Below are 23,839 nucleotides of genomic sequence, written 5' to 3'. Positions count from 1 at the left end.
AAGAGCGTTTTGCTTACTTTTGCGCTGTTCAAAAGTGAGCCGCTGTAAGAGCGGAACCAATATCAGCCATCACCCAAATAACGGATATGTACCCACCCCCCGGCCACGCCAATCATCCCCCAGCCTTATCGCGCACCATTCACCCCCAGCCGTATTTATTGTGACCCCAGGCCCCGTGCCTGACACTCAACCCATCCACCCCTAACCACCCCTGGAGTCCCCAATGAGTGAGCCTGTGCAGTTCCAAGACAAGGTCGTGATCGTCACCGGTGCCGGCGGCGGACTAGGCCGCGCCCACGCACTCCTGTTCGCCAGACACGGCGCCAAAGTGCTGGTCAACGATCTTGGCGGCTCAACCCAGGGCGAAGGCGCCAACGCCTCGGCGGCCGACCGCGTCGTAGCCGAAATCCGCGAAGCCGGCGGCATCGCCGAGGCCAACCACGACTCCGTCACCGACGGTGACAAGATCGTCCAGAACGCCCTCGACGCCTTCGGCCGCATCGACGTCGTGGTCAACAACGCCGGGATCCTGCGGGACAAAACCTTCCACAAAATGGAAGACAGCGACTGGGACCTGGTCTACCGCGTACACGTCGAAGGCGCCTACAAAGTCACCCGCGCCGCCTGGCCCCATCTGCGTGAACAAGCCTACGGCCGGGTGATCTTCACCGCCTCCACTTCCGGTATCTACGGCAACTTCGGCCAGTCCAACTACGGCATGGCCAAGCTCGGCCTGTACGGCCTGACCCGCACCCTGGCGCTGGAAGGCCGCAAGAACAACATCCTGGTCAACGCCATCGCCCCCACCGGTGGTACACGCATGACCGAAGGCCTGATCCCGCCGCAAGTCTTCGAACGCCTCAAGCCGGAATTGATCAGCCCGCTGGTGGTGTACCTGGGCAGCGAGGCGTGTCAGGAAACCTCCGGGCTGTTTGAGGTGGGCGGCGGCTGGATCGGCAAGACCCGCTGGGAGCGCAGCCTGGGTGTTGGGTTTGATCCTGAAGCCGGGTTCTCCCCGGATGATGTCGCCGCCCACTGGCAGCAAATCTGTGACTTCGACGGGGCCGCTCACCCCAAGGACAACATCGAGGCCTTGAAGGAGATGATGGCCAACCTGCAGAAGTACAGCCTGTGATCATTACGTGAAAAAGTTTTAATCAAGCGGGGCGCCATGGCGCCCCGCTTTATTTCAGGCATAAAAAAAGCCGCTGCAAAGGCAGCGGCTGAAGTAAGACGTTTGATCAAGGAGCAATAAATCAACGTCAGTGAACACCGGTAACAGATTGAAAATATTGATCAATCCATAAAAAACTGGCTGTTCTTCCAGGTTCTGGAAGCGGGCGGTTTGCCCTGAAAGCCAGGCAAGAATAGGCTTTTGTTACAAAATGAAAAATAGCGATTCGAGACAAGGACTGTTACCAAACCCGCAACAGTGGCAATAACACCTCATCCATCCTCCTGATAATCCTTCATCCATCTCGTCCATGGCCTCTCCAAGACCCCGGCCAGAGCGCCCTCTCATCCTTTCGAGCGACAACACGAATACCTCCTTGGTGCGCTTATCGCTCCTGATCGCGGGCAGTAGGGTGGGGCCTTCTGTCACACCACCGGGGAAGACGCATGACAAAAACAACAATGCGCGCCATCTTCAGGCCACAGGCGCTGGCCGCTGCGGTTGCTTTGGGTTGCTGTGCCCAGGCGCAGGCTGTTTCGTTCAACATCGGCGAGATCGAAGGGCAATTCGATTCCTCGCTGTCGGTCGGTGCCAGCTGGGGCATGCGCGATGCCGACAAGAAGCTGGTGGGCATTCCCAACGGCGGAACGGGCCAGGCTTCCACCGGCGATGATGGTCGCCTGAACTTCAAGAAGGGCGAGACCTTCTCCAAGATCTTCAAGGGCATCCACGACCTGGAACTCAAGTACGGCGACAGCGGCGTGTTCGTGCGCGGCAAGTACTGGTACGACTTCGAACTGCAGGACGAAGACCGCGAATTCAAGCAGATCAGCAATAACCACCGCGACGAAGGCGCGCGCTCTTCCGGCTACGAATTACTCGATGCATTTGTCTATCACAACTATTCCATCGGCGATTTGCCGGGCAACGTGCGCGTCGGTAAACAGGTGGTCAGTTGGGGGGAAAGTACGTTCATCGGCAACTCCATCAACAGCATCAACCCCATCGACGTTTCCGCGTTCCGCCGCCCTGGCGCCGAGATCAAGGAGGGCCTGATTCCGGTCAACATGGTGTTCGCCTCCCAAAGCCTCACCAACCAGTTGAGCGTGGAAGGTTTCTACCAGTTGAACTGGGAAAACACCGTGGTGGACAACTGCGGCACCTTCTTCGGTAACGACGTGGTGGCCCATGGCTGCAACGGCAACTACACCGTCGGCAGCCCGGCGATTGCACCATTGCAACCGGTAGCGGCGGCGTTTGGCCAGGGCTTCCAGGTTACGAAAGAAGGCGTAGTGGTGCAGCGTGCAAAAGACCGCGAGGCGCGCGATGGCGGCCAGTTCGGCATGGCGTTGCGCTGGCTGGGAGATGACACCGAGTACGGCCTGTACTTCATGAACTATCACAGCCGCACGCCCACCGTCGGTACCATCACCGCCAACACCAACCTGGCAACCATTGGCGCTATTGCCAACGCGGCCAACGGGATCGCCCCGGGTACCGGGGCCGGCCTGGCGCAAAGCACGATGCTCGGTCGCGGCCAGTATTACCTCGACTACCCGGAAAATATCCGCCTGTTCGGTGCCAGTTTCTCCACCACCTTGCCCACCGGCACCGCCTGGACCGGCGAAATCAGCTACCGCCCGAATGCTCCCGTACAACTCAACACCACCGACCTGACGCTGGCCCTGGTCAACCCGATTGCCGGCAACGCCGCTTCGCCGATCAGCAGTTCCTTCGGTGCCGACAACGCCGGCTACCGCCGCAAGGAAATCACCCAGATCCAGAGCACCATGACCCAATTCTTCGACCAGGTACTGGGCGCCGAACGCCTGACCCTGGTGGGCGAGGCGGCCTTTGTGCACGTCGGCGGGCTGGAGGCGAAATCCAAGCTGCGTTATGGCCGTGACTCGGTCTACGGCCAGTACGGGTTCGGCGGCGACACTGATGGGTTTGTCACGGCCAACTCCTGGGGTTATCGCGCCCGGGCCATCCTCGATTACAACAACGTATTCGCCGGGGTCAACCTCAAGCCCAACGTGTCGTGGTCCCAGGACGTCAGCGGCTACGGCCCCAACGGCCTGTTCAACGAAGGCGCCAAGGCCATCAGCGTCGGCGTGGATGCGGACTACCGCAACACCTACACCGCGAGCCTGAGCTACACCGACTTTTTTGGCGGTGACTACAACACCCTCACCGACCGCGACTTCATCGCCCTCAGCTTTGGCGTGAACTTCTGATTTGGCTTAAGTAAGGACAAGAGACTATGCGCAAAATGATTCTGCAATGCGGGGTGTTGGCCCTGAGCCTGTTGGCCGCCAACGTGATGGCCGCAGTGTCGCCGGAAGAAGCGGCCAAGCTCGGCACTACCCTGACCCCGGTGGGCGCCGAGAAGGCCGGTAACGCCGATGGTTCGATCCCGGCATGGACCGGTGGTATCCCGAAAAACGCCGGGGCGGTGGACAGCAAAGGCTTCCTCGCTGACCCGTTTGCCAATGAAAAGCCGCTGTTCGTGATCACCGCCGCCACGGTCGACAAGTACAAGGACAAACTCTCCGAAGGCCAGGTGGCGATGTTCAAGCGCTACCCGCAAACCTACAAGATCCCCGTGTACCCGACCCACCGCACGGTCAACCTGCCGCCGGAGATCTACGAGTCGATCAAGCGCAGCGCGCTCAACGTGCATGCGATCAACGACGGCAATGGCCTGGAGAACTTCACCGGCAACCGCTACTACGCGTTCCCGATTCCGAAGAACGGCGTTGAGGTGCTGTGGAACCACATCACCCGTTACCACGGCGGCAACCTGCGCCGCATCATTACCCAGGCCACGCCGCAGACCAACGGCAGCTACACGCCGATCCGCTTCGAAGAAGAAGTGGCCGTGCCGCAGCTGATCCCGGACATGGACCCGGTCAAGGGCGCCAACGTACTGACCTTCTTCAAACAATCGGTGACCGCCCCGGCGCGCCTGGCCGGCAACGTACTGTTGGTGCATGAGACGCTCGACCAAGTGAAGGAACCGCGCCTGGCCTGGGTCTACAACGCCGGCCAGCGCCGGGTACGCCGTGCGCCGCAAGTGGCCTACGACGGGCCGGGCACTGCGGCCGACGGCCTGCGCACCTCGGATAACTTCGACATGTTCTCCGGCGCCCCCGACCGCTACGACTGGAAGCTGGTGGGCAAGAAGGAGATGTACATTCCCTACAACAGCTACAAGCTCGATTCGCCGACCCTCAAGTACGACGACATCATCAAGGCCGGCCACATCAACCAGGACCTGACCCGCTACGAGCTGCACCGGGTCTGGGAAGTGATCGGCACGGTCAAGCCGAGCGAGCGGCACATCTACGCCAAGCGCCACATGTACATCGACGAAGACAGCTGGCAGGTGGCGCTGGTGGACCACTACGACGGCCGCGGCCAGCTGTGGCGTGTTGCTGAAGGTCACGCGCAGTTCTACTACGACCATCAGGTGCCGGCCTACACCGTCGAAACCCTGTACGACATCATCGCCGGGCGCTACATCGCCCTGGGCATGAAGAACGAAGAGAAGAGCAGCTTTGTGTTCGGCTTTGCGGCCAAGGCGGCCGACTACACGCCGGCAGCATTGCGCTCGGAAGGCGTGCGCTAAAACCTGATTGAAATGCGATCAAACTGTGGGAGCGGGCTTGCTCGCGAAGGCGGTCTGTCAGTTAAAGCATCAGTGACTGATACACCGCCTTCGCGAGCAAGCCCGCTCCCACATTTACGGTGTTCCACCTTTAGAACGAGTGCCGGGTGGCCTTTTGGCTCCCGGCTTTTTTATGCCCGCCAATCAGCCTGCTGAATACTCCTCAACAACCGCCAGCCACAGGACTAGGGTAGGGCGCACGCCGCCTAATAATAAAAAACAGGGACGCAGTAATGACCGCCATGACCCGTTGTCTGGATCGTCCTGGATTCATGCCACGCTTGTCTCCCCATCATCTGTTGCGCCCGCGCCTGGCCGTGCCGCTGCTCAACGCCACGGCACGGGTGAAGTTGCTCTGCGCCCCGGCCGGCAGCGGCAAGAGTGCATTGCTCGCCGAGTGCGCGTTGCAGGCGCCTTCGCAGTGCCAGGTGTACTGGTTGCCGCTGAATGGCGTGGCCTCGGATTTGTGTCAGCGCCTGGCGCAAAGCCTTGGCCTCGACTTTGTTGATGAGGCCACGTTGCTGCTGGCCCTGAACCGCTGGCAAGCGCCGGCCTGGTTGTTTCTCGATGACTTCTGCCGCGTGCCGGCGCCTGAACTGGATGGGTTGCTTGACCGCATCCTGGCCGCCAGCAGCCCGGCCTTGACCTGGTGGATCGGCGCGCGGCGGCGGCCGGCCTGCAACTGGCCCCGGCTGTTGCTTGATGATGAACTGTGGGAATGCAGCGCTGCCGAATTGGCGTTTGACCCCAGCGAAATCCAGCACTTGGCCGGTTCCAGCGCCGACAAGGTGTTGCAGTTCAGCGCCGGCTGGTGCGCCGGAGTGCGTATCGGATTGCTTGAAGGCGACGGGCACCCGGACAAAACCTTGCTCGACTACCTGCAACACGAGTTGTTCACGGGCCTGGCGCCGGAATTGGCCGAGGCCTGGCGCGTGCTCGCGCACCTGCCACGCTTCAACCCGAGCTTGTGTGACCACCTGTTCGGCTTTGGTGACGGTGGCGACTACCTGCGAGACTTGCAGACGCTGGGTGCCTTTATCGAGCCCTGGGAGGAGTCCACCGATTGGCTGCAAGTCTTCCCGCCACTGGCCCAACTGATGCGCGCCGAACCCTGGCCAGCCAGGCGCTCCTGGCACCGGCGCGCGTGCCAATGGTTTACCGCCGCCGAGGACTGGCAGGCCGCGTTTGAGCAGGCGCTGCTGGCCGAAGAGTACGAAGTTGCCGTGAGCCTGTTGCAGCACTTCAGTTTTGAAGACCTGTTCCGCCAGCAAAATGCGGTGCTGTTGTTGCGCCTGCATGAGCAGCATGGCGATGAATTGATGCTGGGCTCGGCGCAACTGGTGGGCTTGGTAACGGCGGCGTTGCTGTTTGCCGGGCGTTTCGACCAGGCGGCGTTGTGCATTGACCAACTGGCGCGTTTCACTCCGCAACCGACCGCGCACCTGCAGCGTTATCTGCTGGCCCGCTGGCAGGCGCAATGGGGCTGGCTGTTGCATCTGGGCGGCGAAGCCGCACGGGCCCGGGAACATTTTCTCGAAGCCCTGCAAGACTTGCCCGAGAGCGCCTGGACGTCGCGCCTGATGTGCCTGTCGGGCCTGACCCAGCAAGCCTTGCTGCGTGGCGAGCTGGACGTGGCCCAGGCGCTGAACCGCGAGGCGTTGTGCCTGGCGCGCTCCCACGGCTCACTGCTGTTGGAGGCATTGTTGGAGCTCGATCATGCGCAGTTGCTGGAGCAGCGCGGCGCGCCGTATCGGGCCCAGAGCCTGCTGGAAAATGTGCAGCGCATGCTGGTGCAACAGCGGCTTAAAGCCGGGCCGTTGATGGGGCGGATTTGCTTGCGACGTGGGCACCTGGCGCTGCGCCAGGGCCACGACGGCGTGGCCGCCGAATGCTTCGAATCCGGCCTGGGCATGTGCCTGCACAGCCAGGACAAACGCGTGCTCTACGGCTACCTGGGACTGGCGCTATTGGCCGCCAACAAGGGCGATTACGCCCAGGCGTTTATCCAGTTGCGCGACGCTGAGCGCCTGATGCAGCAACGCCAGGTGCCCGACACCGTCTATCGCGCCGTATTGCTGTTGCTCAGCGGGCATTTCTGGCTGCAACAGGGTCGCGCCGAACTGACCCTGGAGGCGGTGACCCGGGTGCTGCGGCACTACCGTGGCCCCAAGGCGAAACAAGCACCGCCGGCCACCCTGGAGTTGATCCCCAGGCTTGAATATTTGCAGGTGCTGGCCGAAGTGAAATTGCATCGCGCCGAAGAGCCTGTCGCCCGCCTGAGTGCGTTACTGGAGGCCGCCCGTCAGCGGGGCATGCTGTGCCTGGAAGCGGAGTTGCACTTGGTGCTGGGGGAAGTGGCCTGGCAAGTCGGCGATCGCCCGTTGGCCGTGCGCTCGCTGGAAGCCGGATTGGAACTGGCGGGGCGTTGCCAGGTACAGCAGGCGATTCGCGAGCTGCGCCTCAGGCAACCGGGGTTGTTGAGTGCATTGGGGCTGGAACCGCAGGAATGCCCGGCGGCGGCGGGGGAAAATCCCCTGAGCCAGCGCGAGCTTGAGGTGCTGCAACTGATTGCCCAGGGCAATTCCAATCTGGAAATTGCCAGCCAATTGTTTATCTCGCTGCACACGGTAAAAACCCATGCGCGGAGGATTCACAGCAAGTTGGGGGTGGAGCGGCGTACCCAGGCGGTGGCCAAGGCCAAGACGCTGGGCTTGATGGCTTGAAGCCATGCACTATTCGTCAAACAATGAAGATCAAATGTGGGAGCGGGCTTGCTCGCGAATGCGGTGTATCAGTCACTGATGCTTTAACTGACAGACTGCATTCGCGAGCAAGCCCGCTCCCACATTTTGTTCTGTTGGGTGCCTGATACTGAGCGTTACGGCTGATAACCCATGCGCCAACTCACCGCCTGGGTCGCCGCCAGCAAACGCTTCGCCGCCGGGCCGTCTTCATCGGCATGGAACAGCGACGTCGGCCCCACCACGGTCAACACCGCCGCCACTTGCCCGACCGCGTTGAACACCGGCGCCGACAACGCGTCCACACCCGGCATCAGCAAACCATGCACAAAGTGCAAGCCGCGCTGGCGGATCTGTTCGCAGGTGGTGGCGTAGGTTTGGTCATCCGCCAACGCATGGGCAACGCCCGCCTGAATCTCCCGCTCGCGCAACTCCACGGTTTCCCGCGACGGCAGGAACGCGCTGAACACCAGCCCGGTGGACGAACTGAGCAACGGCAACACCGAGCCCAATTGCGTGACCACCGTCACCGCGCGCACCGCCGGCTCGATATGCACCACCGTCGCGCCCTGGTTACCCCAGACGGCCAGGAAGCAGGTTTCATTCAACTCATCCCGCAGTTCCGCCAGGGGCAGGGCGGCGACTTTCAGCACGTCCATGCTGCCCAGCGCGGCCAGCCCCACGCGCAAGGCTTCGCGGCCCAGGCCGTAATGGTTGGTGGCGGTGTTCTGTTCGGCAAAACCCGAGGCAATCAGCGCCTGCAAATAACGGTGGACCTTGCTCGCTGGCATTTGCACGTGCTCGGCCAGACGCGACAACGAGGTGGCCGGCGACAGTTCAGCCAGGGCCTTGAGGATGTCGGTGCCCACTTCAGCCGAGCGGACTTTCTGTTTACCGGTGTCGCGGGGGGCGGGCGGCTTTTCCATGGAGGGCATGAATCCGAAAGACGAATGGGCGTCTTTATAGCTTGACGGTCAACAGGTATCAAATTACGTTATGCGTAACTGGATTACGATAAAAACAACTTCCGCTCAGAGGACGATCCATGACCCTCGAATACCAATCAGGCTTCGGCAATGAATTTGCCAGCGAAGCCTTGCCCGGCGCACTGCCGGTTGGCCAGAACGCCCCGCAGAAAGCGCCCTACGGGCTGTACACCGAACTCTTTTCCGGCACCGCCTTCACCATGGCCCGCAGCGAAGCCCGGCGCACCTGGTTGTACCGCATCCAGCCGTCGGCCAATCACCCGGCGTTCGTCAAGCTGGAACGGCAATTGGCCGGTGGACCGCTGGGCGCTGTGACGCCCAACCGCCTGCGCTGGAACCCGCTGGATATTCCGGGTGAGCCGACAGATTTCGTCGATGGCCTTGTAGGCATGGTCGCCAATTCCGGATCGGAAAAACCCTCGGGCATCAGCATCTACAACTACCGCGCCAACCGTTCGATGGACCGCGTGTTCTTCAACGCGGACGGCGAACTGTTGATCGTTCCCGAGCAGGGCCGCCTGCGCATTGCGACCGAACTGGGTGTGCTGGAAGTCGAGCCACTGGAAATCGTCGTGCTGCCCCGGGGCCTGAAATTCCGCGTCGAACTGCTGGATGCCCAGGCCCGCGGTTACGTCGCCGAGAACCATGGCGCGCCACTGCGCCTGCCGGACCTTGGTCCTATCGGCAGCAACGGCCTGGCCAACCCACGGGATTTCCTCACGCCGGTCGCCCATTACGAAGACCTCAAGCAACCGACCACGCTGGTGCAGAAATTCCTCGGTGAACTGTGGGGCTGCCAGCTCGACCATTCGCCGCTGAACGTGGTGGCGTGGCACGGCAACAACGTGCCGTACAAATACGACCTGCGTCGTTTCAACACCATCGGCACCGTGAGCTTCGATCACCCGGACCCCTCGATCTTCACCGTATTGACCTCGCCCACCAGCGTGCACGGCCTGGCCAACCTCGACTTCGTGATCTTCCCGCCCCGCTGGATGGTCGCCGAAAACACCTTCCGGCCACCGTGGTTCCACCGCAACCTGATGAACGAATACATGGGCCTGATCCAGGGTGCCTACGACGCCAAGGCTGAAGGCTTCGTGCCCGGCGGCGCGTCGTTGCACAGCTGCATGAGCGCCCACGGCCCGGATGGCGAGACTTGCACCAAAGCCATCAACGCGACGCTTGAGCCCCACAAGATTGATAACACCATGGCGTTCATGTTCGAGACCAGCCAGGTGCTGCGTCCTACACAGTTCGCGCTGGAATGCCCGCAACTGCAACCTTCCTACGACGCTTGCTGGGCCTCGCTCCCTGCAACCTTCAACCCGAATCGGAGATAACCCATGACGCAGCCTAATCTCACCCGCAGTTGGGTGGTTTCCGCCAACGGTCACCGGGATTTCCCGCTGCAAAACCTGCCGTTGGGAGTGTTCAGCCTTAATGGCTCGGCACCGCGCAGTGGCGTGGCGATTGGCGAGCAGATTCTTGATCTGCACGCCGCGTTGGAATGCTTTGAAGGCGAAGCCCGCCGGGCCGTTGAAGCCACCGCTGGCGGCCAACTGAACGCATTTTTCGAACTCGGCCGTGGCCCGCGCGTGGCCTTGCGTGAACGCCTGCTGGAACTGTTGGCCGAAGGCAGCGACCAGCAAGGCAAACTGCAAGCTGCGCTGCACCCGGCTGCCGATTGCCAGATGCACCTGCCGGCCAGGATCAACGACTACACCGACTTCTACGTGGGCATCGAGCACGCGCAAAACGTCGGCAAGCTGTTCCGCCCGGACAACCCGCTGCTGCCCAACTACAAGTATGTGCCGATCGGCTACCACGGCCGCGCGTCGACGATTCGCCCGTCGGGCACCGAGGTCCGCCGCCCGAAAGGCCAGACCCTGCCAGCCGGCCAGACCGAGCCGACCTTTGGCCCCTGCGCACGCCTGGACTACGAGCTGGAGCTGGGCATCTGGATCGGCCAGGGCAATGCTATGGGCGACTCGATTGCCATCGGCGACGCGGCTGATCACATCGCCGGTTTCTGCCTGCTCAACGACTGGTCGGCGCGGGATATCCAGGCCTGGGAATACCAGCCGCTGGGCCCGTTCCTGTCGAAGAGTTTCATCACCAGTATTTCGCCATGGGTGGTGACGGCTGAAGCCCTGGAACCGTTCCGCAAGGCACAACCGGCGCGCCCTGAAGGCGACCCGCAACCACTGCCATACTTGCTGGACAAGCGCGACCAGGCTGCCGGTGGTTTTGATATCGAACTGGAAGTGCTGCTGACCACCGCCTCGATGCGTGAGCAGAACCTGCCGGCCCATCGCTTGACCCTGAGCAACACCCAACACATGTACTGGACCGTCGCGCAGATGGTTGCGCACCACAGCGTCAACGGCTGCCAGTTGCAGGCGGGTGACCTGTTCGGTTCGGGCACCTTGTCGGGGCCGGAAGCCGGGCAATTCGGCAGCCTGCTGGAAATCACCGAGGGCGGTAAAAAGCCGATCGAACTGGCCTCCGGCGAGGTGCGGAAATTCCTCGAAGACGGCGACGAAATCATCCTGCGTGCCCGCTGCACCCGCGACGGTTTTGCCTCCATCGGCTTCGGCGAATGCCGGGGTACCGTGGTCGCGGCGCGCTGAGAGGGCAGGGCCATGGAACTCTATACCTACTACCGCTCCACTTCGTCCTACCGGGTGCGGATCGCGCTGGCCCTCAAGGGCCTGGACTTCACCGCCGTGTCGGTCAACCTGCTGGTGCCCAAGGGCGGCGCCAACCATCAGCCGGAGTACCTGGCGATCAACCCGCAAGGTCGCGTGCCGGCCTTGCGCACCGATGAGGGTGATGTGTTGATTCAGTCGCCGGCAATCATCGAGTACCTGGAGGAACGTTATCCACAGGTGCCGTTGCTCTCCACGGATCTGGCAACCCGCGCCCATGAGCGCGCGGTGGCGTCGATCATCGGTTGCGACATTCATCCGCTGCACAACTCCAGTACCCAGAATCTGCTCAAGCAATGGGGGCACGATGAAGCGCAGGTGCTGGAGTGGATCGGGCACTGGATCAGCCAGGGCCTGGCGGCGGTTGAGCAGTTGATTGGTGATCAGGGTTACTGCTTTGGCGAGCAGCCGGGGATGGCGGATACGTTCCTGATTCCACAGTTGTATGCGGCCGAGCGGTTCAAGGTGTCGCTGGCGGCGTACCCGCGCATTCAGCGGGTGGCGGGGTTGGCGGCGCAGCATCCGGCGTTCATGGCGGCTCATCCCGCCAACCAACCCGATACCCCACCAGTCTGATCGTTCCCACGCTCTGCGTGGGAATGCCGCCCTGGACGCTCTGCGTCCGTGACGCGGAGCGTCACCTGATTCATTCCCACGCGGAGCGTGGGAACGATCTACACCACTATAAAAACAATACAGGTCCCTTGCGATGCACAATCAGATTGCCAGCTTTCGTGCGGCACTCGACGCCCGTCCGGTGTCGCGCTATCAGTGGTTGATTCTCCTGTTGCTGGCACTGTTGCTGGTCACCGACGGCTACGACGCCCAGGTCCTGGGCTACGTAGTACCGGCGCTGGCCAAGGACTGGGGCCTTGAAAAAGCCGCGTTCGGCCCGGTGTTCAGCGCCAACCTGCTGGGGCTGACGCTGGGCTCCCTGGCCGTCACGCCGCTGGCGGATCGCTTCGGGGTGCGACGCATCCTGCTGTGCTGTGTGTTGATCTACGCCAGCCTCACGGTGCTGATGGTGTTCGCCAATTCCCTGAATACCCTCATGGCCGCGCGCTTTATCTGCGGCATCGGCATGGGCGGCGCGATGCCCAGCGCCATGGCCCTCATGTCGGAATACTCACCACCCCGCCTGCGAACATTGATGGTGACGCTCGCCGCCTGTGGCTTCTCTTTCGGCGGTGCGGCCGGTGGTTTTGTCGCGGCCGGGTTTATCGACAGTTTCGGCTGGCAGGCGGTGTTCCTCGCCGGTGGTGTGACGCCATTGCTGTTGTTTCCGTTTCTTGCCTGGATGTTGCCCGAATCCCTGCCACGCCTGCTGCGTGATGCACCGCCGTATGCGCGCCTGCAAAAAGTCACTGCGCGGATGCTGCCAGGCTGGCAACCGCCGGCGGCGAGCGAGGCTGAAAACCGCCAGGAGCAAGGCAGCAAACTGACGGTGGTGGAGCTGTTCCGCCATGGCTACGCGCGCCCGACATTACTGCTGTGGGCGACGTTTTTTGTCAGCCTGATCCTGCTGTATTTCATGATCAGCTGGCTGCCTTCGCTGTTGCTGGAAAGCGGCCTGGGCCTGAACGAAGCCAATCTGGTGACCTCGATGTTCCTGTTCGCCGGGACCTTGGGCGCCATCGGCATGGCCTGGTTTGCCGACCGGCTCAAAAGCAAAGTGCGCCTGCTGTCCGGCGTGCTGGCAGCGGCTGCGGTGTGCACCATCCTGCTGGGGCTGAATCACGACAATCCGCGCTATCTGGTGGCCTGCGTGTTTGCGGCGGGCTTCTGCATCATCGGCGGTCAACTGACCCTGAACGCGTTCGCCAGTAACTTCTACCCGGCTCACGTGCGGGCCACCGGTACCGGCTGGGCGCTGGGTGTCGGGCGGTTCGGGTCGATCCTGGGGCCGCTGTTCGGCAGCCTGCTGCTGGCGATGCACATACCGGTGCAGCAGATTTTCTTCTTCTGCGCGATTCCGGCGGTGATAGCGGCGTTGTTGATTATCCAGGTGCGCTCGCCAGTCAATGCACCACAGAGTTCGGCGGCAAATGCCCCAGCCGTTCGGTCAGGCGTAGACGCTGGATCGGGTCTTCGCTGAGCATCAACGCGTGTTCCAGGTCAAAACGCTCGGCGTTCGGGCAATCCAGGCGCTGATACAAACTGGCCCGGGCCAGGTAATCGGCGGCGCTGGCATTGCCCAGCTCCAGCACGCGTTCGGCATCCACCAGAGCCGCCAGGTGGTCGTCGTTGGACAGGTGCAACTGGCGCAGATTACGCGACAGCCGTTGCAGGATCGATCGCGGCTCGGCGGTGTGCAGGTGGTCGGCCTGCAACTTGAGATTGGGCCCGTATTGGCGGGTCAGCAGGTCGCGGCAATCGTTGGGGTACAGGCGTCGGCCGCCGCAGGGGTCGAGGAGGTGATCGGCGCCCGGCACGCGCAACAGGAAGTGCCCCGGGAAGTTGACGCCGACCAAGGGGATGTCCAGGCGCCGCGCCAGCTCCAGGGCAATCAGCCCCAAGGCCAGCGGCTGCCCGCGTTTACGCTTCAATACCTTGTCCAGCAGCGCGGCGGCGGGGCGCAGCGGGGTGTGGTCATCCTGGGCGAACCCCAGGTCGTTCATGCGCCGCAGCAACGGTTGTCCGAGTTCATCCGCCGGCAGCATCGGCATGCTGAGGCTGACCAATTGCTGCAATACCTTGAAGTCCTGCAGGATGGCCAAGGGGTCCACCGCCGGGTCGTGCTCGGCCGCCATCCACAGCGCGGCTTCAAACAGCGCGGGCGGTGACCGTTCCAGGCAGGCAAAAAAGGCGTCGCGGGGCTTCATTGGGTTCTCCGGCGGATGTCTCGTTTTAGCCTTGCTGTGAACTTTCGTCCAGTGCCTTAAGACAGGTCCTACCTGTTTATGTCGCAAACCCTTTAAAACCGGTGGTCTTATTCCTGCGCGCTTCAGCAGGGTTTCGCTGGCAGTCCTATACTTGGCGCCTACCAGAAGTGATTCGGGAGCTTGACGATGTTTGCGCTCATGCACAGCACCCGCCTTGAATCGCTGCACCTGAGCGTTGACCCGGCCACCGGGTTGAAGGCGGTCATTGCCATCCACAACAGCCGCCTGGGTCCCGCCCTTGGAGGCTGCCGCTACCTCTCTTACCCCGACGATGAAAGTGCCGTGGCGGATGCCGCGCGCCTGGCGCAGGGCATGAGCTACAAGGCCGCGCTGGCCGGTTTGCCGGTGGGTGGCGGCAACGCGGTGATCATCCGCCCCGCCCATGTGGAAAGCCGCGCGGCATTGTTTGAAGCCTTCGGCCGCTGCATCGAGCAGCTGGATGGCCGCTACATCACCGCCATCGACAGCGGCACCTCGGTGGCCGACATGGATTGCATCGCCCAGCAGACCCGCTATGTCACCAGCACCACGGCGGCCGGCGATCCCTCGCCCCACGCGGCGATGGGCGTGTTCGCCGGCATCCGCACCACCGCGATGGCTCGCCTGGGCAGCGATAACCTGGAAGGTCTGCGCGTGGCGATCCAGGGCCTGGGCAACGTCGGTTATGCCCTCGCCGAGCAGCTGCACGCCGCCGGGGCTGAATTGCTGGTGAGCGACATCGACCACGGCAAGGTGCAACTGGCCATGGAGCAACTGGGTGCGCACCCGATTGCCAACGAAGCCTTGCTCAGCACTCCGTGCGATATCCTTGCGCCCTGCGGTGTGGGCGCGGTGTTCAACCGCTACACGGTCGCGCAGTTGCGATGCGCAGCGGTGGCCGGCTCCGCCAGTGCGCAACTGACAAACCTGCAAGTGGCCGATCAGTTGGAAGGGCGTGGGATTCTTTACGCGCCGGACTACGTGATCAACTCCGGTGGGCTGATCTACGTGGCCCTCAAGCACGGCGGCGCGGAGCTGGAAACCATCACCGCGCACCTGTCGAACATCGGCACGCGCCTGACCGAAATCTTCGCCCATGCCCAGGCTGAAAAACGCTCACCCGCGCGGGTAGCGGATGAGCTGGCGGAGCGCTTGCTGTACCGCTGAGGCGGGTCAAAGCTGATATTTCTCCCGGGCCAGTTGGCCCACGCCCATACGATCAAGGATGTGCATCGGGCACAGAATCGTGACCCGCACGGTTCCCGGCAGGCGGCTGATTTCAATCGAGCCGTTGATGGTCGCGCGGTTGCGCACTTCGTCGAGCGGCAGCCCGGTCACGGCGGCGGCGCGTTCCAGTCCGTTGTCTGTCGCGACGTTGAGATTGGTCCCACTGCCGATGAAGGTGATAGGCGCGTTCTCCTCGATCTCCACCTGGCCCCAGCGCTCCCCCAGTGCCTTCACTCGCAGGCGTTGTTCCGCGGTCATCGGGCGCGCCATGGGCGGCAGGTCATCGAGGTTTTGCAGCAGGATCGGCCCGTCCAGGCTCAGGCCCTTGATCACCTGCACCGTCAGTTCGGTTTCCCCCGACACATCGGTGGCATGCCCGGCAATTTCGCCATTGCCCTGTTGAGCATGCATATCGCCCATGTACACCCCGGCGCCGGGGACCTTCACCGGGCAGATCAGGATGCAGCCTTCGCGCACGGAATTGGTGTCCATGTGGCCATCGGTTTTCGCGGCGTGCAGTTCATCGTGGGTCATGCTGTAGCGATGGGGCGCGCCCACCAGGTACTGGCCGAAGTCGCCGCAGTTGTGGGAATCCGGCAGATCCCGTGAAGGCGTGGTGCCGATGTTGCCCAGGAATGGGCGCATATGCGCGGCCAGGCCCGGGATATCGGCGCGGGCCAGGGACAGGATCGAGTGCTGGGCAGACAGTTCGGGCAGCGCCGACATGTCCGATGCCTTGCCGGCCAGGCGATCCGCCACGGCCTGATTGACCGTCAGGCTCACCTGATGCTCGGCATCCAGAACGATCACGTAACCATTGCTGAAACGAAACGCACTGACCTCGGCGCCACAGGCATCGCAACGAATGGCGTCATCGCCAATGCCTTCGACGTGGCTGGCGGGATGCTCTTGCCCGCAGTTGGAGCAGAACTTCGCGACGAACGGGTCGCCGTGGTAACGCCCTTCGACAAAACTCATGACCCCCGAGGACGTGGCCAGGGAGGTGACGCGCATGCGCTTGATCTTCAGCGCCACCGCGTCGCCGATGTCGGCGCCGGCGATGAACACGGGCTGGGTCACTTCATGGCCACCCTCAAAGGCCGGCGTGATCATCGGGCCCCAGCAACCGGGCGGGGTGCCGGTGATCAAGGTGCCACCGTCGGCCAGCGGGCCGAGCATTTTCTGGCTGGGGCCGAGCAGCCCATTGGTGTAGGAGGTGACGGTGAGACGGTCGACAGAAGGGAGGTTATTCATTTTATTTTCCGGGCCCTGGGTGATTGAATGTTGAACAGGCTTCATCACTTAAGCGCCGATGTGTATCTGTCGTGTGTCGCGCTGCCGCGATTGCCGGTACGTGTGTATCTCAGGGGCATCCATACACACTCTGATACACCCGCAGTGGCGGACACGTGCAAATACAGATATCTCTGTTGCAGGCTTACTTTTTCAAACCCATCAGAACGAGGTTGGCATGTCCAAACAAACAGCAGGGCGCTCCAGCGGGCGCATGATCACCTTCAAACGCCCGGATGGCGCGGACGTCAACGGCTACCTGGCCAGCCCGGCGGTACTCGAAGGCGCGCCGGCGATCGTGGTGATCCAGGAATGGTGGGGCGTAAACGATCAGATCAAGGGCGTGGCCAATCGACTGGCCGAATGCGGTTACCGCGTGTTGGTGCCGGACCTTTATCGCGGCGCGTCGACCGTGGAAGAGGAAGAGGCTCACCACCTGATGGATGGGCTGGATTTTGGTGACGCGGTTTCCCAGGACATCAAGGGTGCTGTGCAGTGCTTGCAGGCGGATTCGAAAAAAGTTGGTGTGACCGGTTACTGCATGGGCGGGGCGTTGACGTTGCTGGCGTTGAACGCGATTCCGGAAGTCGCTGCGGGCGTGGTGTGGTACGGCTTCCCGCCGCTGGAGTATCTGGATGCTTCGAAGATCAAGGCGCCGCTGATCGGGCATTGGGGCACGCAGGATGCCTTCTTCAATATCGACACCGTGGCGGAGCTGGAGTCAAAACTGCATGCTGCGGGTGTGGACGCGACTTTCCATCGCTACCTGGCGCGCCATGCGTTTGCCAACGAGACGGCGATTGGTGATGGTCGGATTGCAGACACGCAATACGATGCCGCATGGTCGCAACTGGCGTGGGACCGCACGTTGACGTTCTTCGGCAAGACCTTGTGGCAGGCATGACACATGTGAAAGGCATCAACGCATAACCTGTGGCGAGGGAGCTTGCTCAAAGCAAGCCCTTTCGCCACTACTGGCAATGCATCACTCAGCCGCTGGCTGCCCAATCTCCGCCAATGCACTCGCATTGTTCTTGAACGCCGCCGCAAACGCCGCGCGGTTCTTGGCCATGAAAATACCGGCATCTTCTGCCTGCTTCTCGCTCAAGCCTTCGACGTTTTTCAACAGCACTTCCATCAGGGACTCTGCCAGTTCAAGCATCTGGTCGTGTGCGTCGGCAAGTTTGCGATCCACGAATGTAGTCTCCAGGTCACGGGTACTGCGATACAGGGTTTCAACAGCCATTTTTCGGCCTCGTCATCGGTGCAGTATTGAAGGGAGTTGCCCTTGGTTCGAATGTCGCCAAGCGTTCTCGCGACTACTGTATTTATATACAGCTAAAAGCATAAGCCAATCCATGGGCTTTGGGTAGTGGCTTTTCAATGTAGCTGGCAAATGCTGGTTTGCCCTATCGGAAACTTCTCACAGGTTGGTGGGGTTGCAGGAGCGTCATTCAGTGGCTTACCTTCTCCGGGCTTCGCTTATGCGGTACACGAGTTTGGCGGCTCGAATTTAAGGAGCAAACATCTTGTAAATCCAAGGAATGCACCATGGTAAAAATGACTGCCTGTTTTTCTGAATCGCCTATAAAGCCGCCTACCGCGCTTTTCGCTGTGACCCCAAATACTGACACTGAAACATTACTCGCCAATGCCAGCGAAACCTTGAACAGTGCCCGTGAAATGGCCAGTAGCCTGGCTTTTGAGCTTGAAGGACCACAGCGAAGTTTGCTTCTGGCGATCCATCAACTGCTGGAAATGAGTGGTTTATTGGTCGATCAAGCGTTGGATCAAGTCGCCCCGACCTGACCTGAATCACCCGGTCACCTGGATCGTTCCCACGCTCTGCGTGGGAATGCATACCGTGACGCTCCGCGTCACCTCTACCCGAAACCCTGGGGCATGGGACGCGGAGCGTCCGGGGCGGCATTCCCACGCGGAGCGTGGGAACGATCATCAAGCAGCAAGATAAGTGCCTCATATCACCCCGCCACCATCTCACTCCCTGTTCCCTGGCCTTTTTTCTGCATGCAGAGAAACCGTCACGTCCAACCCGCATTATCCGGTCGAGCCGACCTAAGGAAGCATCATCGTGAAAATCAACTGGGCTGAAAACCTGCGCAAGACCGTGCACCAACTGGCCGAGTCCTTGGGAAATCTGTTCGTCGAGACCTTCCACTACCTGGCACTGTTCGCCATTGGTGCGGTGACCGCCTATGCCGCGGTGATGGAATTTCTGGGGATGCTGGAGACGGGGCACATCAAGATCGATGACATCTTGCTGCTGTTCATCTACCTGGAACTGGGGGCGATGGTCGGGATTTATTTCAAGACCAACCACATGCCGGTGCGTTTCCTGATCTACGTGGCGATCACGGCGCTGACCCGTCTGCTGATTTCCAACGTGTCCCACCACAACCCGCCCGACATCGGCATCATCTACCTGTGCGGTGGGATTCTGCTGCTGGCGTTCGCGATTCTGGTGGTGCGGTATGCGTCGTCGGCATTTCCGTCGGTGAAGGTCGAAGGCCCGCGCCGCAAGGGCGAAGCGAGCCTTGAAACAGAGAAGGGCGAGCTCTAGAACCCTGCGTTGAGCGGCGGCCTGCTGACCGGCGGCCGCTGCAGTACCTGGTGGCTGTCCCCATCGGTCATCACCGCCAATATCTCCATCGCGCTGTGCCCCTGCTCGATCGCAATCCCGAATTGCACACTCTGCACCAGCCGTTTCAGGCGCTGGGGGTCGTTGCGTTGTTCGGCGCTGATCATGCGTTTGGCCACGACGCCGTCTTCATCGGACAGGGTCAGCATGATGCTGCCGTCCAGCCGCTGGATGCTTAAATTGACCCGGTATTTCGGGGCGAAGGTGTCGGTGATGATCTGAAAAGGGTTGTCCATGGTGCGTTACCGCCTGATAAGAACATGCAGTCATTGACGACCGGTGTCGGGATTAGTTCGCGTTTCCTGACCACCGGCCATTCGCTCGCTGAGGCTTTCACAAGGTCCGTTTTCCTCAAGTGCTGTACAGCAAGGGGCGTGCCGTACAGCAATCTGCCTGCCATCAAATTTCCCCTGTGGGAGCGGGCTTGCTCGCGAATGCGGTGTGTCAGCTAATGATTACTCGGCTGAAGGACCGCTTTCGCGAGCAAGCCCGCTCCCACATTGGGTGGTGTTTTTGAGTTCGGTGATCCGTTTCAGGGCATCACGGAAAAAACGATCGCAGACAGCGCAATCAAACCGATCAACACCACAAACACGTTGGACGCCTGGCCCGAGTACTGGCGCAAAGATGGCACTCTGCGGATGGCGTACATCGGCATCAGGAACAACAGGCAGGCGATGATCGGCCCGCCCATGGTTTCGATCATGCCGAGGATGCTCGGGTTGAAGGTGGCCACGGCCCAGCAGGTGAGCACCATGAACAGCGCGGTGCAGCGCTCCAGCCACTTGGCCGACATGCTGCGGTTGCGCCCGCGCAGGGATTTGACGATCAGGCCCTGGAAGCCTTCGCTGGCGCCGATGTAGTGGCCCAGGAAGGATTTGGTGATCGCCACCAGCGCGATCAACGGTGCGGCGTAGGCGATGACCGGGGTCTGGAAGTGGTTCGCCAGGTACGACAGGATCGAGATGTTCTGCGCCTTGGCGGCGGCGAGGTCAGCCGGCGACAGGGCCAGCACGCAGCTGAAGCAGAAGAACATCACCGTCAGCACCATCATGCTGTGGGCCATGGCCAGGATGCCGCTGCTTTTGCGTTCGGCTTGCGGGCCGTACACGCGTTTCTGGTCGACGGCGAAGGCGGAGATGATCGGCGAGTGGTTGAAGGAAAACACCATCACCGGGATCGCCAGCCACAGGGTCTTGAAGAAGGCCGGCAGGGGCATGCCTTCGCTGGCGGAGGCGAAGAACGCACCGTTCCAGTTGGGGATCAGGCTCACCGCCAATAGCAGCAGAGCGGCGACGAAGGGGTACACCAGCACGCTCATGGCCTTGACGATCACGCCCTGGCCGCAGCGCACAATGGCCATCAGGCCGAGGATCAGCACCAGCGACAGGATTGCCCGGGGCGGTGCAGCCAGGTGCAGTTGGTGTTCCATAAAGCTGGTCAGGGTGTTGGTCAGCGCCACGCTGTACACCAGTAAAATCGGGAAGATCGCGAAGAAGTACAGCAGGGTGATCAGCTTGCCGGCGCCGATACCGAAGTGTTCTTCCACCACTTCGGTGATGTCGCCGGATTTGCCCGACAACACAAAGCGCGTCAGCCCACGGTGGGCGAAGAAGGTCATAGGGAAGGCCAGCAGCGCCAGCACGATCAACGGCCAGAAGCCGCCCACGCCAGCGTTGATCGGCAGGAACAAGGTGCCGGCACCGATGGCGGTGCCGTAGAGGCCGAGCATCCAGGTGGTGTCGTGTTTGTTCCAGCCTTGTGTAACGGTGGTCGGCGTCAGGTCTACAGCGGGATTTTCGGCAGCAGGTGTACGTACATCGGTCATCGTTATTGCCTCGTTATTATTTTTGCGCGGGCTCACGTTGGGGCGGCAGGAGTGCTCCGATCAGCACTCCACCCAGCTGACGGCCAGGCCGCCCCGTGAAGTTTCTTTGTATTTGTCGTGCATGTCGGCGCCGGTGTCGCGCATGGTGCGGATCACCCGGTCCAGGGAGATGAAGTGTTTGCCGTCGCCGCGCAGGGCCATTTGCGTGGCGTTGATCGCCTTGACCGCGGCGATGGCGTTGCGCTCGATGCACGGCACCTGGACCAACCCGCCAACCGGGTCGCAGGTCAAACCCAGGTTATGTTCCAGGCCGATTTCGGCGGCGTTTTCCAGTTGCTCCGGGGATGCGCCGAGCACGTCCGCAAGGCCGGCAGCGGCCATGGCGCAGGCGGAACCCACTTCGCCCTGGCAGCCGACTTCGGCGCCGGAGATCGAGGCGTTTTTCTTGCAGAGGATGCCGACGGCGGCGGCAGCCAGGAAGAAATTCACCACGTCATCGTCGGACGCGTCCGGGTTGAACTTCATGTAGTAGTGCAGCACCGCCGGGATGATTCCCGCCGCGCCATTGGTCGGCGCCGTCACCATGCGCCCGCCGGCGGCGTTTTCTTCGTTGACGGCGAGGGCGAACAGGTTGACCCATTCCATGGCCGACAGGGTCGAGGTGATAACGTTGGGTTTGCCGATTTCCAGCAGGCTGCGGTGCAATTTCGCCGCGCGCCGTGGCACATCCAGACCGCCGGGCAGGATGCCGTCGTGGCGCAGGCCTTGTTCGACGCATTCACGCATCACCGACCAGATATGCAGCAGGCCGCTGCGGATCTCGGCATCGCTGCGCCAGGCCCGCTCGTTGGCCATCATCAGCTCGGAAACCCGCAGGCCGTGCTTGTTGCACAAGGCCAGCAGTTCGACGGCGCTCGAAAAGTCGTAGGGCAATTGCACTTCGCTGGTAGGCGCGATACCGGACTCGGCTTCTGCCGCTTCGATGATGAAACCGCCGCCCACCGAGTAGTACGTTTGCTCGCTCAACGGGCCGTTTTCGCCGTAGGCATGCAGGGACATGGCGTTGGGGTGGTAGGGCAGGCTTTCGTCCAGCAGCAGGAGGTCGTGTTGCCAGTTGAAGGCAATCGACGTGCGGCCGCCGAGCAGCAATTGGCCGGACTCGCGCAGTTGCTGGATGCGTGGGCCGATGCTGGTGGGGTCGATGCTGTCTGGCCATTCGCCCATCAGGCCCATCACACAGGCGCGGTCGGTGGCGTGGCCGACACCGGTGGCGGACAGCGAGCCGTACAAACGCACCTCTACGCGACGGGTTTCGTCGAGCAATTGCTGGTCGATAAGCGCTTGGACGAAGGTCGCCGCGGCCCGCATCGGGCCGACGGTATGGGAGCTGGAAGGACCAATGCCCACTTTGAATAGATCGAAAACACTGATAGCCATGCTAAACCCTTACAAGCAATGGAGTAGGAATCGCTGCCATGTTTTGTAGGACAAGCGGAATTGGCGCGATACTGAGCCTCTGGATCGGCACTGACCAACGAATTATCCTAAGACACCCTTTAGCAGGACTAAACCCTATGGCTCGCCCGCTTCATGGCCAGACCTACGTCTGGTTGCACGTTTTTTCCTGCGCGGCACGGCATTTGTCGTTCACCCGTTGCGCCGAGGAACTGCACATCACCCCGGGCGCGGTCAGCCAGCAAATCCGTCAGTTGGAGGAGCGCCTGGGCTTTCGCCTGTTCCATCGGCGCGCACGCGGGGTTGAGCTGAGCGCAGAGGGCCAGCGGTTGGCGATCACCGTGGGCGAGGCCTATGGCAGCATCGATGCCGAGTTGCAGCGGCTGGACGCCGGGATGATCAGCGGCACCTTGCGCCTGCGCTCGATCCCGTCGTTTCTCGGCAAATGGCTGACCCCGCGTTTGCCGCGTTTGCAGCAGCGCTTCCCGGATATCCAGCTGCGCATGGTTGCCGAAGACAGCAGCGTCGCCCTGCACGAGGGCGACTTCGACCTGGCCATCGACCTTAACGACGGCAGCTATCCCGGCTTGTTGTCCACAGCCTTGCTGGACGAGCAGATTTTCCCGGTGTGCGCACCGAGCCTGCTGCGGGGGCGACCGCCACTGCATGGCCCCGCTGACCTGGTGCATTTCCCGCTGCTGCACGACATCACTGCCTGGCGTGGGAGTTATGAGTACGCAGAGTGGGAGTTCTACCTGAATGCCATCGGCTACGACGCTGCCGACGTACGGCGCGGGCATACCTTCAACCGCAATCACCTGACCATCGAGGCGGCGATTGCCGGCATGGGCGTGGCGATTGCCCGGCGTACCTTGCTCAATGACGAACTGGAACGCGGCACCTTGATCGTGCCATTCGGCCTCGCCGTCCCCAACCACAAACGCTATGTGCTGCTGTACGCGCCGGGTGCGCTGAGCCATCCGGGCGTGCGGGCGGTGCATGACTGGCTGGTGGAGGAAGCGGAGATTTTTCGCGGATTGCACCCGTTGGGAGAGGGGCAATTGTAAGGAAGTTGGCGGTAAGAAGATGTAACCAACTCCCCACCCTAACAGCGTTTTTGGTTGTAGTCAGGGTTAATTTGTAATGTGGGATTTATCTTTGCAAAGGGGTTGAAATGTTCCTCTGTCTGCTCAATTGTGTAATCAGGAGGTCATGGTTTTCACCCATCCGGTGA

General features: G+C 61.7%; 20 protein-coding genes. 13 read left to right on the top strand and 7 right to left on the bottom strand.

The features are described 5' to 3' along the window. Positions 1-223 precede the first annotated feature (223 nt). The 4 genes from ACIOMR_RS26900 (at position 224) to ACIOMR_RS26885 (ending at position 7,567) form a co-directional block, all read left to right on the top strand. Complete coding sequence (locus ACIOMR_RS26900; RefSeq protein ID WP_008438591.1) at positions 224-1,135, top strand: SDR family oxidoreductase; 912 nt, start codon at positions 224-226, stop codon at positions 1,133-1,135. Positions 1,136-1,620: 485 nt separating this feature from the next. Further along, positions 1,621-3,411 carry a DUF1302 domain-containing protein gene (locus ACIOMR_RS26895; protein WP_023659149.1) on the top strand — a complete coding sequence of 597 codons (1,791 nt, stop codon included), beginning with the start codon at positions 1,621-1,623 and terminating at the stop codon, positions 3,409-3,411. 26 nt (positions 3,412-3,437) lie between these two features. Then, complete coding sequence (locus tag ACIOMR_RS26890) at positions 3,438-4,805, top strand: DUF1329 domain-containing protein (protein ID WP_003212808.1); 1,368 nt, start codon at positions 3,438-3,440, stop codon at positions 4,803-4,805. A 272-nt stretch (positions 4,806-5,077) separates the two neighbouring features. Continuing rightward, complete coding sequence (locus tag ACIOMR_RS26885) at positions 5,078-7,567, top strand: LuxR C-terminal-related transcriptional regulator (protein ID WP_401197339.1); 2,490 nt, start codon at positions 5,078-5,080, stop codon at positions 7,565-7,567. Between the two features lie 155 nt (positions 7,568-7,722). On the opposite strand, the gene ACIOMR_RS26880 is transcribed toward ACIOMR_RS26885, so the two are convergent. Further along, positions 7,723-8,511, bottom strand: a complete 789-nt coding sequence (locus tag ACIOMR_RS26880; RefSeq protein ID WP_003212804.1) for an IclR family transcriptional regulator — start codon at positions 8,509-8,511, stop codon at positions 7,723-7,725. 119 nt (positions 8,512-8,630) lie between these two features. On the opposite strand from ACIOMR_RS26880, the gene hmgA reads away from it, so the two are divergent. The 4 genes from hmgA (at position 8,631) to ACIOMR_RS26860 (ending at position 13,377) form a co-directional block, all read left to right on the top strand. Then, complete coding sequence (hmgA, locus tag ACIOMR_RS26875; RefSeq protein ID WP_401197336.1) at positions 8,631-9,914, top strand: homogentisate 1,2-dioxygenase; 1,284 nt, start codon at positions 8,631-8,633, stop codon at positions 9,912-9,914. 3 nt (positions 9,915-9,917) lie between these two features. Continuing rightward, positions 9,918-11,204 (top strand): fumarylacetoacetase, encoded by a 1,287-nt coding sequence (gene fahA, locus ACIOMR_RS26870; RefSeq protein WP_003212801.1) that lies wholly within the window; start codon positions 9,918-9,920, stop codon positions 11,202-11,204. A gap of 12 nt (positions 11,205-11,216) precedes the next feature. Next, positions 11,217-11,858, top strand: coding sequence for a maleylacetoacetate isomerase (maiA, locus tag ACIOMR_RS26865; protein ID WP_401197333.1), 642 nt, complete (start codon positions 11,217-11,219; stop codon positions 11,856-11,858). A gap of 133 nt (positions 11,859-11,991) precedes the next feature. Further along, positions 11,992-13,377 (top strand): MFS transporter, encoded by a 1,386-nt coding sequence (locus ACIOMR_RS26860; RefSeq protein ID WP_401197330.1) that lies wholly within the window; start codon positions 11,992-11,994, stop codon positions 13,375-13,377. Here ACIOMR_RS26860 and ACIOMR_RS26855 read toward each other — a convergent pair. Beyond that, the gene (locus ACIOMR_RS26855; protein WP_003212796.1) at positions 13,301-14,104 is read right to left on the bottom strand and encodes a SirB1 family protein; all 804 of its coding nucleotides are present in this window, start codon (positions 14,102-14,104) and stop codon (positions 13,301-13,303) included. The genes ACIOMR_RS26860 and ACIOMR_RS26855 overlap by 77 nt on opposite strands. Positions 14,105-14,290: 186 nt before the next feature. On the opposite strand from ACIOMR_RS26855, the gene ACIOMR_RS26850 reads away from it, so the two are divergent. Beyond that, entirely contained in the window at positions 14,291-15,310 is a 1,020-nt protein-coding gene (locus tag ACIOMR_RS26850; protein ID WP_010176963.1) for a Glu/Leu/Phe/Val dehydrogenase dimerization domain-containing protein, read from the top strand. Between the two features lie 6 nt (positions 15,311-15,316). On the opposite strand, the gene ACIOMR_RS26845 is transcribed toward ACIOMR_RS26850, so the two are convergent. Beyond that, a complete protein-coding gene (locus ACIOMR_RS26845; protein WP_102368149.1) occupies positions 15,317-16,624 on the bottom strand; it encodes an acetamidase/formamidase family protein in 1,308 nt (435 codons plus the stop codon). A 217-nt stretch (positions 16,625-16,841) separates the two neighbouring features. Between ACIOMR_RS26845 and ACIOMR_RS26840 the strand changes: the two genes are divergently transcribed. Continuing rightward, complete coding sequence (locus tag ACIOMR_RS26840) at positions 16,842-17,567, top strand: dienelactone hydrolase family protein (RefSeq protein ID WP_401197325.1); 726 nt, start codon at positions 16,842-16,844, stop codon at positions 17,565-17,567. Between the two features lie 81 nt (positions 17,568-17,648). On the opposite strand, the gene ACIOMR_RS26835 is transcribed toward ACIOMR_RS26840, so the two are convergent. Further along, a complete protein-coding gene (locus ACIOMR_RS26835; RefSeq protein ID WP_003212789.1) occupies positions 17,649-17,909 on the bottom strand; it encodes a YebG family protein in 261 nt (86 codons plus the stop codon). 305 nt (positions 17,910-18,214) lie between these two features. Between ACIOMR_RS26835 and ACIOMR_RS26830 the strand changes: the two genes are divergently transcribed. Both ACIOMR_RS26830 and ACIOMR_RS26825 read left to right on the top strand, forming a co-directional pair. Next, a complete protein-coding gene (locus ACIOMR_RS26830) occupies positions 18,215-18,472 on the top strand; it encodes a DUF6124 family protein (protein ID WP_008438570.1) in 258 nt (85 codons plus the stop codon). A 283-nt stretch (positions 18,473-18,755) separates the two neighbouring features. Continuing rightward, positions 18,756-19,244: a phosphate-starvation-inducible protein PsiE gene (locus ACIOMR_RS26825; RefSeq protein ID WP_003212783.1), complete on the top strand. Its 489-nt coding sequence runs from the start codon at positions 18,756-18,758 to the stop codon at positions 19,242-19,244. Here ACIOMR_RS26825 and ACIOMR_RS26820 read toward each other — a convergent pair. The 3 genes from ACIOMR_RS26820 to ACIOMR_RS26810 all read right to left on the bottom strand — a co-directional run bounded on the left by ACIOMR_RS26820 (position 19,241) and on the right by ACIOMR_RS26810 (position 22,587). Then, the gene (locus ACIOMR_RS26820; RefSeq protein WP_003212781.1) at positions 19,241-19,558 is read right to left on the bottom strand and encodes a DUF3509 domain-containing protein; all 318 of its coding nucleotides are present in this window, start codon (positions 19,556-19,558) and stop codon (positions 19,241-19,243) included. The two genes, ACIOMR_RS26825 and ACIOMR_RS26820, sit on opposite strands and share 4 nt — an antisense overlap. Positions 19,559-19,854: 296 nt before the next feature. Next, positions 19,855-21,150 carry a serine/threonine transporter gene (locus tag ACIOMR_RS26815; protein ID WP_177020374.1) on the bottom strand — a complete coding sequence of 432 codons (1,296 nt, stop codon included), beginning with the start codon at positions 21,148-21,150 and terminating at the stop codon, positions 19,855-19,857. Positions 21,151-21,210: 60 nt separating this feature from the next. Then, entirely contained in the window at positions 21,211-22,587 is a 1,377-nt protein-coding gene (locus tag ACIOMR_RS26810) for an L-serine ammonia-lyase (RefSeq protein WP_401197319.1), read from the bottom strand. Positions 22,588-22,724: 137 nt separating this feature from the next. On the opposite strand from ACIOMR_RS26810, the gene ACIOMR_RS26805 reads away from it, so the two are divergent. Then, a complete protein-coding gene (locus ACIOMR_RS26805; RefSeq protein WP_003212775.1) occupies positions 22,725-23,672 on the top strand; it encodes a LysR substrate-binding domain-containing protein in 948 nt (315 codons plus the stop codon). Positions 23,673-23,839 lie beyond the last annotated feature (167 nt).

The organism is Pseudomonas sp. NPDC087814 (assembly GCF_044742865.1).
Taxonomy (GTDB): Bacteria; Pseudomonadota; Gammaproteobacteria; order Pseudomonadales; family Pseudomonadaceae; genus Aquipseudomonas.
The sequence above is the reverse complement of the archived record's forward strand: the minus strand, read 5'-3'. Positions and strand labels throughout refer to the sequence as shown.